This is a genomic window from Fischerella sp. PCC 9605 (assembly GCF_000517105.1).
Lineage (GTDB): Bacteria > Cyanobacteriota > Cyanobacteriia > Cyanobacteriales > Nostocaceae > PCC9605.
In genome coordinates, this window is the sequence record NZ_KI912152.1 from 228,004 (window position 1) to 241,267 (window position 13,264).

Sequence of the window (13,264 nt, forward strand, 5' to 3'; positions counted from 1 at the left end):
CAAGGTTATCTGTGGCGCGATCGCTCCTCAGATAACTTCACAACAAAAGCGATCGCACAATTGGCGACATCTAACCAGAAGCCGTTCTAGCTTCATCATTGCCGAAGGATACACAAGGACTATCAACTTCCTGGGTCGGTTGGAATGAATTACAGAAAGTTACAGTAGCACAATTAACCTCTAATTCATCAGGGTGAATGCATTGCACAACGCCCTCTACCAACACATGAAAAGCGCAGTCATTGCAGATAGTTTTACATGGCAGTTGCTCTTTCATTGGCATTGAGTATAAAAGCCCCAGAAGTAGCGATCGCGCTTGGTGTTTTTACTTTTGATGCTGGCGTAGTTGCTCTACTATATAGTCTTCCAGTTCTTGTCTTTCTCGACTACTTGCACTCCTGTGATAGTTCCTTCCTGTTTCTTGAATAAATTTGCGTTTTTCACTTTGGGAACCTTTGCTCTTAAATTTTTGTTGCAGTTCTTCCCAAGTTTGAAGCGCCACAGCTTCACCAAGCTTTACAAGTGCAGCAGGCAGTAATTTTTTTGCAGAAGCTTGAAAATCTTCTTCTGTCTCAAGGGAAGAGAAATCTACATTGCTGAAGTCGATATCGATTTGAAATTTACTCATTCAATTATTAAAACTCACGCTTGCCAAAATTTTTACTGTTTACCACAACGATAACTGCCCAGGCGAAACATTAGACTTACCACCTTGGTGGTAAAAAAGATGACACGCACTGCAAAGCGCAATCAGGTTTTCCGCACAATTATTAGATGGGTTTCTGTCCCAATGATGGGTTTGTAGCGTGCGTTTCATTCTTTCGGAGCGGCTAAGTTTAGAAGTATCTTCACCTGGAGCAATGCACTTCAACCCACACTTTTGACAGCACCACTTAGCCTCTTGTTTAACTGCTAGAGCAAGTTCTGACCAATTGTCTGGGTAAAGCCGACGGTTAAACTTCATTGTCAGTGAAATATTGCGGGGCTTCTAGCATTTTATTGTTTCTTTGGTGTGCCACAGATGCGCCATCACGAATTTCTTGACTTTTTTGGTCAGAAAAAGTCAAGAAGAGTATTTAAGCTATCTTGACCAAAAAATATTGTCCTTGCATCCCCATCTTTGCTTGCGCTTAGGTGGGGTAGGATTCGTGCGTTTGTTACCAATGGTGCTACTCTACCACGAGGCTTTATGACTCAATGGCATTTAAGCTGGCAAGAGATGTTTGCTTTGGAGTATCGTGAAGTCGTTATGTGTAATGGTAAGCACAAGCACAGAGCAGATTTGTGCTTACCGCAGCCAGATGGCAGCAAGCTCATAGTTGAGTTCCAGCACAGTAGCATTAGCACCTGGGATATCTGCAAGCGTGAGCAATTCTATACTCAATTTGGCCATTTGCTTTGGGTGTTTGATGCCCGTAGGTTCCACATACGGCTAGAACCAACATCCTCTAATAGTGATATCTATAAATTCACTTTGTCACCACCACGTAAATCGCTATGGGTAATTAACACAGGATTAGCCTTCGATTTTGGTTATGCCGTCTTGCTTATTGCCGAAGCTTGCCAACGTAGTGGGAAGCGTATAAAGAGTGGAGGTTGGGGTTGGCTTTATCGCAAGCAAGCGTTCGCGACTATGTTGCTCTCATTTACAGAGCAATTCACATTAGACAGTAGCAAACCCTTGTGGGAGACAAAAACAAGACGTGCAACTACACCGCAATTATTAGCAGCGACAAAGCTTGTTGCAAGAGCTGGTTCTATGGTCATAGAATCGTTAGCACTGCAAGAGTTAAAGGTGCAGTTACCCAATGTTAATCAACTTGCGCTCAGAGGTGCGCTTGGGGCCGCTTGCTATGAGGCTGGTTATGTTAAGTCTCGTGTCAATCAACAATATTCAGCCTGGGTTAAAGGTATTTAGCTTTTCTGTGTTAAGCGTGATATCCGTCGAGTACAGTGCAATTAGTAACCAGAGCGATCGCACGATTCTATGACCTCAAACAGTTGCTTTTCAATAAGTGTTAATTGTTGCAATAGCAGAGGCAAGGGGATCGCCATCCTCACTATTGCATAATGACAAGGCTAGGTTTGTCTTGTGTGAATATATATTTCAACAGGAGATAGTACTTTCGGTTTCATCTGTTGTAGGTCATGTACAGGTAGCCTGAGTGTGTTTGCTTCAAAGAGCGATCGCGCTTTTGGGAGTGCCCTTGTTGTTCCTTCATGAACCTCTGCTTGAATCTCCGATTCGGGGCTTTTTTGGCGGGAGCGAACGTTGGGGCACCCGGCGCACAGTCCGCGATCGCGCTTTGGGAGTGCCCTTGTTGTTCCTTTAATACCATCACCAAAACCACAAGCCTCGGCCAGTCTTAACCCCAATTTGTGACTAGTTATGCATTCCAACGAAGTGCGAGTTTATATAAAGGAGTCAGGGCTTTGGTTAGTTCCTTTCCACGTTCGGTAAGACCATAGGTAACTTGTGGGGGGATAGTTGGCTCATAGTGGCGATAAACAATCCCCATTGATTCCATCATCCTTAATCTTTGTGTCAAAACTTTTGTTGAAATATCGCCGATCTTACGTCGGAGTTCTCCAAAACGTAGCGCACCATCTCTATGAAGAAACCAGAGGATATAAGTTGTCCATGTACCGGAAAGGTAATTTAGAAGGTTTTCCATTGAACAAGATACTGATTTCGTCATATTAGTTCCTTTTCGGTTATTTGGTTGCCAGATGGTACCTACTTTACTTTAGAAACTGCCTATTTTATCGTTTGAATCGTAGTTGATTAGTGAGAGTAAAGCATCACAGTGCTTGATTTAAGTGGGAAAGTCGCTCTAGTTACAGGCGCATCACGAGGTGTCGGTGCTGCTGTTGCACAACTTCTGGCTGAACGTGGAGCTGATATTGTGATCAACTATCGCAACAAAGTATCACGTGCAGAGGAAGTTGCTAACCAGATTCGTGCAATGGGTCGTCGTGCCCTTCTGGGACGGGCTGATATTACTGATGCGAACGAGGTCAGCTCCCTGATGCATGATATCGCCACTAACTTTGCTCAATTAGACTTGCTGATACTCAATGCAAGCGGTGGTTTAGAAAAAGATAAAGAAAAAGACTATGCAATGCTTGTTAATCTAACGGCACAGGAGCGATTAGTTGATTTGGCAGTACCCTTAATGCAGGCTGGTGGACGAATTGTTTTTGTAACCAGTCACCTAGCTCATTTCTATGGACAAAAGCCAGTATATGAGTTGTACGAACCTGTAGCAGCTAGTAAATATGCTGGTGAACAGGCTCTGCGTAACCGCATCGCACAACTTACGAACAGCAGAATTAGTCTTGCAGTTGTCAGTGGTGATTTAATCGAAGGCACTATCACTCCCAAGCTGATGGAACGCTCCAATCGCGGACTCATCAATGAACGTCGTGAACAAGTAGGTTCATTACCAACCGTTGAAGAATTTGCAAGGGCGATTGTTAATACCTGTGCAAATTCCAGTCTCAGCAGTGGTGCAACTGTGTTTGTTGGAAGCACGCAGTAGTAAATTCCAAAACTTTTTAACAAGCCAAGAAATAGCTAACGCATGGAAACCGCCGCATCACAAGCGTACATCCACCGCTTCTCCTTGTGGTGTATAAACGACCCCGCCCGAATCGCACCAATCCTCTGTTTAAATAACAATGAAATTAAACAATCTAGAGAATACCGCATCCAAAGATTAGTGTTGGAGGCATGGGATAGAATGTTTGAATAATTCGTCATTCGTAATCATAATTAAGATTTTATGAAAACAGATGCGATTTTCTATGAAATCTTTAAAGAATTTCCTAACATCTTCTTTGAAATCATTGGCAAACCAGAAACTAACACAAATATCTATGATTTTATCGCACCGGAAATTAAACAAAAAAGCTTTCGATTAGATGGGGTATTTTCTCCCCTTGAAGAATTCACTCTAGAACCACTATACTTTGTCGAGATTCAGTTTTACAAAGATGAAGAATTTTATGACCGACTGTTTACCAGTATTTTCCTTTACTTTACCCAATATCAACCACCCAACCCTGACCAAAACAATTCAAAATTCAAAATTCAAAATTCAAAATTTAAGAGATGATTAAGTAATTTTGAATTAACAGTTGGGGTACAAGCCCCTGTTTTTAAACATGGAAAACAGCTATAAGCAGCATCATTATTTCAAGCCCTATTATTTAATTATGGGGTCTTTAATTTTGAATTTTTAATTTCTAATTTTGAATTGGAGCGAAGCGATTGACTGGTTCGCAATAGTTATTTATGACAAGCGCAGCAATGAACGTACCTATCCCCAACGTTATCGTTCCTTGTTAGAACCTCATCTACGTCGCTTTTACCTAGATGAACTTGAAGACATAGCAGATGATTCTCTAGGAATAGGAATTATACGTTTAGTTGTAGAGAGTCAGAACAAAGCCACAGAATTAGCCAAAACCCTAATTAGCAAAGCAAAGGAGGAATTGACAGACACAAGAAGCCAAAGAAAAGTTCTAGAATTTATAGAGACAATTGTAGTCTACAAGTTTCCTAATTTAAGCCGCGAGGAAATAGAAACTATGCTGAATTTAAACTTGCTCAAAGAAACTAGAGTTTATCAAGAAGCTAAAGCAGAAGGGGAGGAAGAAGGTGAACTAAAAGCTAAGTTAAAAATTTTGCCAAAGCTGGTGCAACGGGGACTCAGTATTCAAGAAATATCAGAGTTATTAGAATTAGATGAGGAAACCATTAGAAACGCTTTAGAAGAGTAGTCTTAAATGAGGTGATTTCCTCGCGCTTCAAGCCACGTGACTATGACTTCAACAATAGCTATACTTAAAAATCTTGTCATACAAGGATTTTAGACTTCAAGATTCTGTGCAAGCTCACAAAGAATTGGTATGACGGTCATACCACTGACTCCATCAGTTTGGCGGGTGCAGCCATCCCAAAAGCGATCTGCTCTCAGTTGCCGCTTCGCGTCTACGCGCTTTGTTGCTGACTGTTGTTTTTCTGATGCAGGACTCTTAAGAGGCAGGGGGAAGAATCAGGCATGGGAGCAGGGAGCAGGGGGGAGTGTGGGGAGTACCGGAGGTGTGGGGAGTGTGGGGAGTGTGGGGAGAGGGGAGGAAGCTTTTTGTAGGGCAGTACTGCGTTAGAGTAGTGCTCGCGCATTGGATGACGAACTAGTTGTACTCATAATCATAATCTGTTTGAAAAGGACATATCGACCGTTCACATTCGGAGTGGGGGAGACATCCACACATAGGGCATAGCATGATCGCGAGAATGTCTTCAAACTGTCCATCAAAACCGATCATTTTTCCCCACAGACTCCAATGTAATCTCAGCACAGATTTAAGATTGCATTGCCGAGAGAACCCGCCATGCCCACCGTGCCATATTTTGCTCGTGGCGGGTGGGTTGGAGACCCATCAGCGTTGCTTGAGACAAACTGACAAACGCACCAGATGCCGGATAAAACAACACCATTGCGGCTAATAAACTCCAAAACTCATGGCTGAGGGAAATCAGCACCAGGGCGATCGTAAATTTGTTCAAGTAACAAAGTTCAGAATTCGACCAGGAACGTAAACAGCACGATGAACCTCCTGATTGTTTAGATGCCGTTGAATTGCTTTTGTTTGTCTTGCGATTGCGATCGCTTCCTCTTGTGAAGCGTCCGGTGAAAGGGTAATTGTGGTACGAGTACGTCCATTGATCTGCACTGCGAGTGTGATCTGCTCCTGAATCAGGAATTGAGGATCAAACTGGGGAAAAGTTTGCTGATGAATTGAGCCTGATTCCCCCAATTGCTGCCAGATCTCTTCAGTCACATGGGGTGCAAAGGGAGCCAACATCAACAGATACGACTTCAATTCCACCTCAGCAATACTCGAATTTGATTGCAACATATTGAAATAACTCATCAATGCGGCGATCGCTGTATTGTATTTCAGTGATTGAATATCGGAGGAAATCTTGTGGATTGTTTGATGTAAACGCCGCTGTGATGCCAAATCTGGCGGATTGGGTTGAAGACAATTTTGGTGTTTGATCGCCCATTGATACACTCGATCCAGGAATCGCCGGATGCCAGCAATACCGCGATCGGAAAAATCACCACCCTGGTTGTAGGGTCCCAAAAACATCAGGTAGGTTCGCAATGTATCTGCACCATATTCCTCTATGTAGCGATCGGGATTCACCACATTGCCCTTCGATTTGCTCATCTTGGCACCCTGTTTGGTCAGCAATCCGTGGGCGCGAAATCGCCGAAAGGGTTCTTCAAATGGGATATGACCCAAATCTTGCAACACCATTGTGATGAATCGACTGTACAAAAGATGGAGAACAGAATGTTCTGCACCACCAATATACATGTCCACAGGCAACCATTTAGCGGTAATTGCTGGATCAAATGGAAAAACAGAGCGCTCGCTCGACGGATAGCGCAGAAAATACCAGGCAGAATCCAAAAAGTTATCAGATACATCCGTTTCTCGCCGTGCTGCACCACCACAGCAGGGACAGGTTGTATTGACGAATTCTGGAATTTCCGCCAAAGGAGAATTCCCAGTTCCTTGAGGCAACCAATTCTCAGTTTCAGGCAACTGCACTGGCAACCGATCCTCAGGAACGGGCACTGTACCGCAGCTATGACAGTAAATGATGGGAATTGGCGGGCCCCAATAGCGTTGCCGTGAGATCGACCAATCTCGCAAGTGATACTGTACTGTGCCATCTGTTTCGGAACGACCAATCCAGTTTCGTTGAGCCGTTTTGACTTTTTCTGACCAATCCAATTGATCCAAATTGTCCAACAACCGTTGAGCATACTGGGTGATTTTGAAGAACCGCTGTTCCAATTCCCGTTGAATGACGATCGCACTGCACCGTTCACACGAACATCCAACCACCTGCTCATCAGCAAGTACTGTTTTGCAGTCAGGGCACCAGTTCACCGCCGCTTTTTTGCGAACCGCTAATCCCGCTTTGAACAACTGCAAGAAAATCCACTGCGTCCACTTATAGTACGAGGGATCGGTAGTCTGAATTTCATGCTTCCAGCAGAAACGATTCCCAATTCGTTGCAACTGCGTTTCTCGAAATCGCTTAACATTACGTGCCGTGAGTTTGCTGGGATGAACGCCTTGCTTAATCGCAAAATTTTCGCTGTGAATGCCAAAGGCATCAAAGCCCATTGGCTCAAATACTGCTCTGCCCTGCATCGCCATGAAACGACCGTAGATGTCGGCTCCGGTAAAAGCATAGACATTCCCAACGTGCAAACCCTCTGCTGAGGGATAGGGGAACATCATCAAATTGTAAAATGGCTGAGCAGTCGTTGCTAAATCGACCTCATACAGTTGGGTTTGCTGCCAGACGGATTGCCATCGGGCTTCGACCGCGCGGTGGTCGTAAGTAGAAGAAGGTGGAATAGAATTGACCGGATCATTTTGATCCGGCGTTACAGGTCCGAGTCGTGCATCATCAAATCCTCAATGTCTACTTGTAATATAATTGTAATATCATAAGTGTGCGATCGCTCCAGTTACATTTCCCCAGTATTTCTTAAGCACCCCCGCGTATCGCCTGTGGGTTAATCCACAGTCGCCTCAACTCGTTGCAAATCTCAATAATCTCGTGCTTGGTAGGCGATTGTGAATTTGAACGTTTGAGCGATCGCTTTTTACATGACAAGGATAGCCCCAAGCAACGCCCTCAGTTGAGTACAGTAGCCCGTTTCCAGATGAACACCAACAGCCAACAAGAGGCAATCATCCGGTAATTGTTAGAGTTATGGTCATCCCGCTTACCCTAACAAAGCGTGCGGGTGCAGGCATCCCCTAGCGCGATCGCGCTTTGTTGCGGACAGTGGATTTTCTGAAGCAGGACAGTTGAAGAGGCTCTTGTGTAGGGAGCAGGGGGGAGGGGGAGTCAGGCACTTAGCAGGGAGCAAGGCGCTATTTTGATGTGCTCGCACCTTGAACGAAAAAAGCGCTCGCTCGCGCCCGCAGTTGCAATTGCAATCAAGTAGTGAATCGTCAAAATATTAACACTATTTGTATGCGGATAGAGTAGTTTCACTGCACCTTTACCAGTGCATAAGCTGAGTTTAAACTTTGGTGGATAAAGTGTTTGGAATTATACATCCAAGATAATACCCGACTTTATGGAGGGTTTTCGTTTGCAGATTGAAAGTGCGATCGCGCGGTAGGGAATGATGGGTAATTAATCAACACTACTGAGTAAGCAGTGCGATCGCCCTCCTTACTCGGGGCATCAGAAACCGCCGCATCAACGAGAGCACATCCACCGCATCCCTCTGAGGGCGTATAAACCACCCCGCCGGACATCGCCAACACAATCGGAGGCTGACGCGCCCAATTAAATCACTGGCTAACATCCGTTTTACCGTATTTTTACCCTTCGCCCAAAGAATGCAGCTGTTGATGAATAGACCAGTGGGATTTTCACACCAACCTTCACTAATCGCTTCTTTCACACGGGCGATCGCTCCAAAGAGCAATTAGCCCAATATTTCTTGACCACACCCAAACAAGGTTCAGGGTTAATCCGCAACCTCCTCAATTCGTTGCAAATCTCTCCTATTTCCTGCTTGCTAGGCTTAGACGAAGTTGAACCAACTTCGACCTCCGGTGCGGAAAATTGGTTTCATCCCTCACACTTTGGTCTTGAGTCAAAAATTATCTTCCAAATTTACGCTTCATTTCTTTTGTGACAGTTCTGGGTGCGGAATGTGGGATACTACTGTTGTGCTGAAGCCCAAAGTTTTTTCAGTGCTTCTTGCTTTGCTGCTTCTAAGCGTTGTTTCTCCTCTTGTGGCACTTCCCCCAACAACTGCTGAACTTCAGCTTGCTCGCTAACTATGATTAGTTTGGGGGTTTATCTTAGCGCCATTTCCTACTGGAAATAAAGCCTGTCAGTTTATCCAATTCTTCCACAACAAAATCAGGCACATTTGCATCTTTGCCTTTAGCAATGCAACAGTCTCGTAATGCTAGAAGGAAACCTTTGATTAAATCTGGTGCGCCTGGTTTGCTAACTGCTGCTTGAAAAAATTGCTGCCATAATTGCTCATCGTCACCATAAAGTTTTAATAAGTGCAGACCAGCCAGATATTCGGCTAAAGGGTCTAGAGCAAAGCGAATTTGATCTTGTGCAGCCCCGATGGTTTGAATCAGACGCAGACGTTCTTCTAGATACTTAAGGTGAGTTGGACTATCGTCAATATTGAGTGTAGTTAAAGCATCATCTTTTTTAGCCGCAGCAGGTCGAAAATTTGTCTGGATGCATTCCCAAGCGATCGCTTGAGCATCTTGATGGACAGTGCGATTGTCATAGCGATCGCCAGTTACACTGCGATTAAGTTCGTTAACATAAAAAAGCATTAAATCAGGGATATTTTCAGGGATCTGGCCATCTGATGTGCCTTCTTTCGCGGCAATCAACTGTTCTGCATACAACTTCGCCAACAGGACGGTAATGTTTCGCGCTCCTACCATTGTGCTTAAGCGGCTACAAGCGTCGAAAAACTCCGTATCGGTGAAACAGTCGCGTTTGCCTCGCTGCATCAAATATGCTTCCATGAACGACGACAGGCGATTTCCTGCAATCCGCAAAGGCTTAAGTGTGGTTTTGGTTACTTGTCCCAGTTTTTCCTCAAAACGGGACGTAATTACTAAAGCGTTAATACAAAAGTCTGGAGAATCTGGACGAATTGCTTTGCGCGTGACTTCGCCCATTTCCGAAAAGTGATCGATAATGACTAAAATTCGCCGATGTCTAAGCAGGCGTTCCAGCAATTCATCAGAAATTGGTTCTGGTTCGTTGGTCAAATCCTGTAATTGTCCCTGGATAGCTGCCATCAATGGTGGTTTACCAACTGTTTCTAAATCTAGTTCTTCCTCAATTAGCAGTGGCAGCATTTGGTGTTCACAGAGGCGTTCTGCTTCATCCTCTGAGATTGCCCATTTAGCAATTTGACAGGCTAGGCTTGTTTTTCCAGCTCCTCCTTCTCCCCAGATCGGCAAGCAACCCCGTTGTTTTTTGAAGCTAGAGCGCAGTTCGTTGGCTGTAAGTTGGGCTACAGTCTTGCCGTCGAGAATCACAGGGATGGGGATGTGAACTTTTCTAGCGCGCACCGTGTCCTTTTCCTGAAATTCTTCTTGGACTGATTTGAGGTGTGCAGCTACCCATGCATCCAGGACTCTAGGGTGATAATGAAACAAACTCAGAAATAGTACTGTTCGCAGAGGTACTTTGATGCCGATAACAGGCAAGCTAAAGTCAGTGTAAGGTTTAAGTGCATCGTTGATCCGCAGCAGCCACAGAGGATGCACTCGCAGCAGAAGCAACCAAAGGGAGGGAAAGAAAATTAGGTAAATTACTGTTCCCACCGCCCATTGATTTTTTTTCATCCAGGCAAATGCTCTGTCAAAAATACGTAGGTCTCTTTTATATTTAAGTGTTTCGATAGAGAAACTTACAGTTGAAATCTGGGTTTTGTAAGGCTTCAACTGAGGGTCTGCTAAAATTTTTAGAGCTTTCTCCAAGTCTTTGATGACTTTATCTAATTCAGCGTAAGATAGCGTGTTGGCTTCTTCCTGAAGATCACCAGCTATCTGAGCCAGAGCAGAAGCAGCTCTAGAACGAATAAATTCATCTTGGTCTTGCAAAGCTACAATCAGAGGTGGAATAACAACTTGAGCTTGTTTTGCAAAATTTCCCAAAGCAGAAATAGCACTAGAGCGAACCCGCACATTCTGGTCTTCCTGCCATACCTTGATTAGGACAGTTACAATCATTTTGGCCTGTTTAGTACCTTTCCCGATACTGCCCAAAGCAGAAGCAGCATTGGAGCGAACTGATTCATCCTTGTCCTGCAAAGCCACAATTAAAGCAGGTATTGCGGTTTGAGCTTTTTCCCCTATATTACTCAAAGCATAAGCACTACTGGAGCGAACTGATTCATCCTTGTCCTGTAAAGCCACAATTAGAGCGGGTACTGCACTGTCAGCATCTTTGCCAATGTAGCCCAATGCACTGGCAGCATTAGAGCGAATCCATGTATCCTTGTCTTGCAACGCCTCGATTAGGATAGGGACAACATTTTGAGATTCTTTTCCGAAAGAAGCCAAAGCAATAGCAGCATTGTAGCGAACCCGTGCATTCTTATCCTGTAGCTTCGCCTTGGTTGCGGATGTATTTTCTAAGTACTTCACAGAAACAGAAATCTCTACGTTTTCGACTCTACTTAAAGCAATAGCAGCATTGTAGCGAACCAATTTATCTTTGTCTTGCAATGCAACTGTTAGATCTGGTATAGCTGCGTTGGCTTCTTTCCCTATTTGACTCAGAGCATAAGCAGCACCAGAGCGAATCTGTGCTTGCTTGTCTTGTAATGCTACAATCAAGCCAGGTATAGCTTCTGAACGCATAGTAAACAAACCATGAACAGCATCAGAGCGAAGCTGGCTATTTTTAGTTTGCAAAATTTTAATCAAAGCATGTACACCTGATTGATTTTTCAGTGAAGACTTAAAAAAATTGATGGCTGCTAGGCGTATTTCTGGATCTGCGTTTTTCAACAGTTCGATATAGGCGATCATTTCCACCTCAGTTACCAGTTGCTGCTGCAACTCCTTGTCAGTCTGCAACTGGGGATGCTGCTTGATCTCCTGCTCAATATACCATTTCAGAACATCCGCATCGGATTTAGACAGTTGTGCCCAGCTAACGTTTGCTACGATCAAAGGCGATGTCAAACTCAGTAGAACAACTGCCTGAAGAGAAACGAACTTAGTACAGCATTTTATAAATCCGTTACGAATTGAGTGACTCACTGGCAAAGCTTGGAGGGATTCAATCACACTGCGAACTTGTAAAGTTTTGTACTTAGTTAATTTCCTGAAACGCTCTTTCATCAAAATTTTTAGGTAGGTGCATATAGTCAGGATACATACTACTCTTATTTTGGCAATTACCTTCAATAAAAGCCTTAATTCTTCTAATTAAAAAACGACAAATTAGACAACAATTCACCCCAAGTTCTCACAAAAAATTTGGGGTTATCTTCTGCCATAATCACGCGCTCACTCTCTTATTAAGCCATTATTCGCAATTCAGATCCTCGCGTTGTGTAGCGCAAATCCGCAAATTTAGAAATGTGCTGTCGCGCAAAAATAAAGAGCACCTCCTGTTGGCAATTCTGGTAGTTCGTTCGTTCGGGTCAGAATCTCTTAAACGGTTCAGTAGTTGAGTGATTGTGTGCGGTTGTGTACCGCAGAAATCTGCGGAGTGCAGTGACAGTCATACCACTGACTCCATCAGTTTGGCGGGTGCAGCCATCCCCTGGCGCGATCGCGCTTTGTTGCGGACTGTGGTTTTTCTGATGCAAGACATGCGGAGCGGCACTGCTCCCGGAGCTGCTATCAAAGGTTTTTGAGTATTGTAATGAAAGCTTGATCATTGAGTGATAATGACTCTTGATCTGGTTGGTCTTGGGCGATCGCTTTTAATTTAATAGCTAAAGTTCAACAAAGGCGTTTTGGAGCAGTGTTATGAAGCAGCAAGAGACAATAGAAACTTATCTTCAAGCAGTTGCAATGTATGACGCTGGATTGAAGTTTACTCCTAATCACCAAAAAACTCTTTGCCGCAAAGCTATGGTTTATGAGAGCGTTGATTAGATTTTGGTACTTCCTCGATTTCAGGTGTTTGGCTGCTTTTACTCATATTCTGATTCAACAAATCCATCACGCTTCATCTGTCTATAAACTGCATTGCGAACATACGCAGATTGATTTTTATACCGCTCTCTCAAAATCTTCTGTACCCAATCAGGGAGCTTAACACTTAAAGGGGTTTTCGGAGTTTTCTTTTTTTTCTCACAGATAAGTTTTCGTTGTGTATTTTTACCTGTTTTTTCTTTGTCGAGCATATCCATATCCAGCTTTGTCCGAATGTCCAGCGTAAGATTTTCGCTGATTTTATTGACATCGCATGGATCAATTATCTTGTCAAAGATCATGCTCATGAGCACGGCATTTCGGACATAGGCAGAGGGATTGTATTCCTGTTCCTTGAGAACACTGTGCATCCATTCAGGAAGTGCAACACTCAAGGGACTTTTCGTTTTACCCAAGAATGACGGTCTTCCTCCTTTATTCCTCTCTCGTTTCAGAGTGCATAGAGAATTATCTGTGGTAGTACTCATAATTACCT

The 13,264-nt window shown here is 43.9% G+C and carries 18 protein-coding genes; 8 read left to right on the forward strand and 10 right to left on the reverse strand.

Going from position 1 to position 13,264, the window contains the following annotated elements:
• Positions 1–70: 70 nt before the first annotated feature.
• From FIS9605_RS41465 to FIS9605_RS44510, 3 genes are read right to left on the reverse strand one after another with little or no spacing between them, the layout of a single operon-like run.
• Positions 71–277, reverse strand: coding sequence for a hypothetical protein (locus FIS9605_RS41465; protein ID WP_231510526.1), 207 nt, complete (start codon positions 275–277; stop codon positions 71–73).
• Positions 278–325: 48 nt separating this feature from the next.
• The gene (locus tag FIS9605_RS0131175; RefSeq protein ID WP_026736047.1) at positions 326–628 is read right to left on the reverse strand and encodes a hypothetical protein; all 303 of its coding nucleotides are present in this window, start codon (positions 626–628) and stop codon (positions 326–328) included.
• Between the two features lie 39 nt (positions 629–667).
• A complete protein-coding gene (locus FIS9605_RS44510) occupies positions 668–964 on the reverse strand; it encodes an HNH endonuclease (protein WP_072032446.1) in 297 nt (98 codons plus the stop codon).
• Positions 965–1,189: 225 nt separating this feature from the next.
• Here FIS9605_RS44510 and FIS9605_RS0131180 point away from each other — a divergent pair, with 225 nt between their 5' ends.
• The gene (locus tag FIS9605_RS0131180) at positions 1,190–1,918 is read left to right on the forward strand and encodes a competence protein CoiA family protein (RefSeq protein ID WP_035140475.1); all 729 of its coding nucleotides are present in this window, start codon (positions 1,190–1,192) and stop codon (positions 1,916–1,918) included.
• Positions 1,919–2,079: 161 nt separating this feature from the next.
• Here the strand turns inward: FIS9605_RS0131180 and FIS9605_RS43370 are convergent, their stop codons facing one another.
• Positions 2,080–2,376: a hypothetical protein gene (locus FIS9605_RS43370; protein WP_155960608.1), complete on the reverse strand. Its 297-nt coding sequence runs from the start codon at positions 2,374–2,376 to the stop codon at positions 2,080–2,082.
• Positions 2,377–2,387: 11 nt separating this feature from the next.
• Positions 2,388–2,699, reverse strand: coding sequence for a winged helix-turn-helix transcriptional regulator (locus FIS9605_RS0131190; protein ID WP_026736049.1), 312 nt, complete (start codon positions 2,697–2,699; stop codon positions 2,388–2,390).
• 108 nt (positions 2,700–2,807) lie between these two features.
• On the opposite strand from FIS9605_RS0131190, the gene FIS9605_RS0131195 reads away from it, so the two are divergent.
• The 4 genes from FIS9605_RS0131195 to FIS9605_RS43380 all read left to right on the forward strand — a co-directional run bounded on the left by FIS9605_RS0131195 (position 2,808) and on the right by FIS9605_RS43380 (position 5,172).
• Positions 2,808–3,542 carry an SDR family oxidoreductase gene (locus tag FIS9605_RS0131195; RefSeq protein WP_026736050.1) on the forward strand — a complete coding sequence of 245 codons (735 nt, stop codon included), beginning with the start codon at positions 2,808–2,810 and terminating at the stop codon, positions 3,540–3,542.
• 243 nt (positions 3,543–3,785) lie between these two features.
• Positions 3,786–4,118, forward strand: coding sequence for a DUF2887 domain-containing protein (locus FIS9605_RS38890; RefSeq protein ID WP_035140478.1), 333 nt, complete (start codon positions 3,786–3,788; stop codon positions 4,116–4,118).
• 136 nt (positions 4,119–4,254) lie between these two features.
• On the forward strand, positions 4,255–4,785 hold the full coding sequence (locus FIS9605_RS38895; protein ID WP_231510527.1) for an Rpn family recombination-promoting nuclease/putative transposase: 531 nt from the start codon (positions 4,255–4,257) through the stop codon (positions 4,783–4,785).
• A gap of 129 nt (positions 4,786–4,914) precedes the next feature.
• Positions 4,915–5,172 (forward strand): hypothetical protein, encoded by a 258-nt coding sequence (locus tag FIS9605_RS43380; RefSeq protein WP_155960609.1) that lies wholly within the window; start codon positions 4,915–4,917, stop codon positions 5,170–5,172.
• A gap of 199 nt (positions 5,173–5,371) precedes the next feature.
• Here the strand turns inward: FIS9605_RS43380 and FIS9605_RS0131205 are convergent, their stop codons facing one another.
• Both FIS9605_RS0131205 and FIS9605_RS0131210 read right to left on the reverse strand, forming a co-directional pair.
• Positions 5,372–5,575, reverse strand: a complete 204-nt coding sequence (locus tag FIS9605_RS0131205) for a hypothetical protein (protein WP_026736051.1) — start codon at positions 5,573–5,575, stop codon at positions 5,372–5,374.
• Entirely contained in the window at positions 5,572–7,383 is a 1,812-nt protein-coding gene (locus tag FIS9605_RS0131210) for a leucine--tRNA ligase (protein ID WP_231510548.1), read from the reverse strand. Before FIS9605_RS0131210 ends, FIS9605_RS0131205 begins: the two co-directional genes overlap by 4 nt.
• 257 nt (positions 7,384–7,640) lie before the next feature.
• Here FIS9605_RS0131210 and FIS9605_RS43385 point away from each other — a divergent pair, with 257 nt between their 5' ends.
• Positions 7,641–7,805, forward strand: coding sequence for a hypothetical protein (locus tag FIS9605_RS43385; protein WP_197036190.1), 165 nt, complete (start codon positions 7,641–7,643; stop codon positions 7,803–7,805).
• 453 nt (positions 7,806–8,258) lie between these two features.
• Here FIS9605_RS43385 and FIS9605_RS43390 read toward each other — a convergent pair whose 3' ends face one another.
• Entirely contained in the window at positions 8,259–8,522 is a 264-nt protein-coding gene (locus FIS9605_RS43390; RefSeq protein WP_155960611.1) for a hypothetical protein, read from the reverse strand.
• Between the two features lie 406 nt (positions 8,523–8,928).
• Positions 8,929–11,964, reverse strand: coding sequence for a HEAT repeat domain-containing protein (locus FIS9605_RS38900; RefSeq protein ID WP_082209912.1), 3,036 nt, complete (start codon positions 11,962–11,964; stop codon positions 8,929–8,931).
• Between the two features lie 335 nt (positions 11,965–12,299).
• Here FIS9605_RS38900 and FIS9605_RS0131225 point away from each other — a divergent pair, with 335 nt between their 5' ends.
• Both FIS9605_RS0131225 and FIS9605_RS46280 read left to right on the forward strand, forming a co-directional pair.
• On the forward strand, positions 12,300–12,485 hold the full coding sequence (locus FIS9605_RS0131225; protein ID WP_026736053.1) for a hypothetical protein: 186 nt from the start codon (positions 12,300–12,302) through the stop codon (positions 12,483–12,485).
• Between the two features lie 115 nt (positions 12,486–12,600).
• Positions 12,601–12,729, forward strand: coding sequence for a hypothetical protein (locus FIS9605_RS46280; RefSeq protein WP_269321092.1), 129 nt, complete (start codon positions 12,601–12,603; stop codon positions 12,727–12,729).
• A 38-nt stretch (positions 12,730–12,767) separates the two neighbouring features.
• Here FIS9605_RS46280 and FIS9605_RS0131235 read toward each other — a convergent pair whose 3' ends face one another.
• Positions 12,768–13,256: a hypothetical protein gene (locus tag FIS9605_RS0131235; protein ID WP_026736054.1), complete on the reverse strand. Its 489-nt coding sequence runs from the start codon at positions 13,254–13,256 to the stop codon at positions 12,768–12,770.
• Between the last annotated feature and the right edge of the window lie 8 nt (positions 13,257–13,264).

Excerpts from the sequence above, each read along its gene's own strand:
- FIS9605_RS41465 (WP_231510526.1), bottom strand. The coding sequence starts at position 277 with ATGAAAGAGCAACTGCCATGTAAAACTATCTGCAATGACTGCGCTTTT.
- FIS9605_RS0131190 (WP_026736049.1), bottom strand. The coding sequence starts at position 2,699 with ATGACGAAATCAGTATCTTGTTCAATGGAAAACCTTCTAAATTACCTT.
- FIS9605_RS44510 (WP_072032446.1), bottom strand. The coding sequence starts at position 964 with ATGAAGTTTAACCGTCGGCTTTACCCAGACAATTGGTCAGAACTTGCT.
- FIS9605_RS38900 (WP_082209912.1), bottom strand. The coding sequence starts at position 11,964 with ATGAAAGAGCGTTTCAGGAAATTAACTAAGTACAAAACTTTACAAGTT.
- FIS9605_RS0131180 (WP_035140475.1), top strand. The coding sequence starts at position 1,190 with ATGACTCAATGGCATTTAAGCTGGCAAGAGATGTTTGCTTTGGAGTAT.
- FIS9605_RS43380 (WP_155960609.1), top strand. The coding sequence starts at position 4,915 with ATGACGGTCATACCACTGACTCCATCAGTTTGGCGGGTGCAGCCATCC.
- FIS9605_RS46280 (WP_269321092.1), top strand. The coding sequence starts at position 12,601 with ATGAAGCAGCAAGAGACAATAGAAACTTATCTTCAAGCAGTTGCAATG.
- FIS9605_RS38890 (WP_035140478.1), top strand. The coding sequence starts at position 3,786 with ATGAAAACAGATGCGATTTTCTATGAAATCTTTAAAGAATTTCCTAAC.
- FIS9605_RS0131175 (WP_026736047.1), bottom strand. The coding sequence starts at position 628 with ATGAGTAAATTTCAAATCGATATCGACTTCAGCAATGTAGATTTCTCT.
- FIS9605_RS0131235 (WP_026736054.1), bottom strand. The coding sequence starts at position 13,256 with ATGAGTACTACCACAGATAATTCTCTATGCACTCTGAAACGAGAGAGG.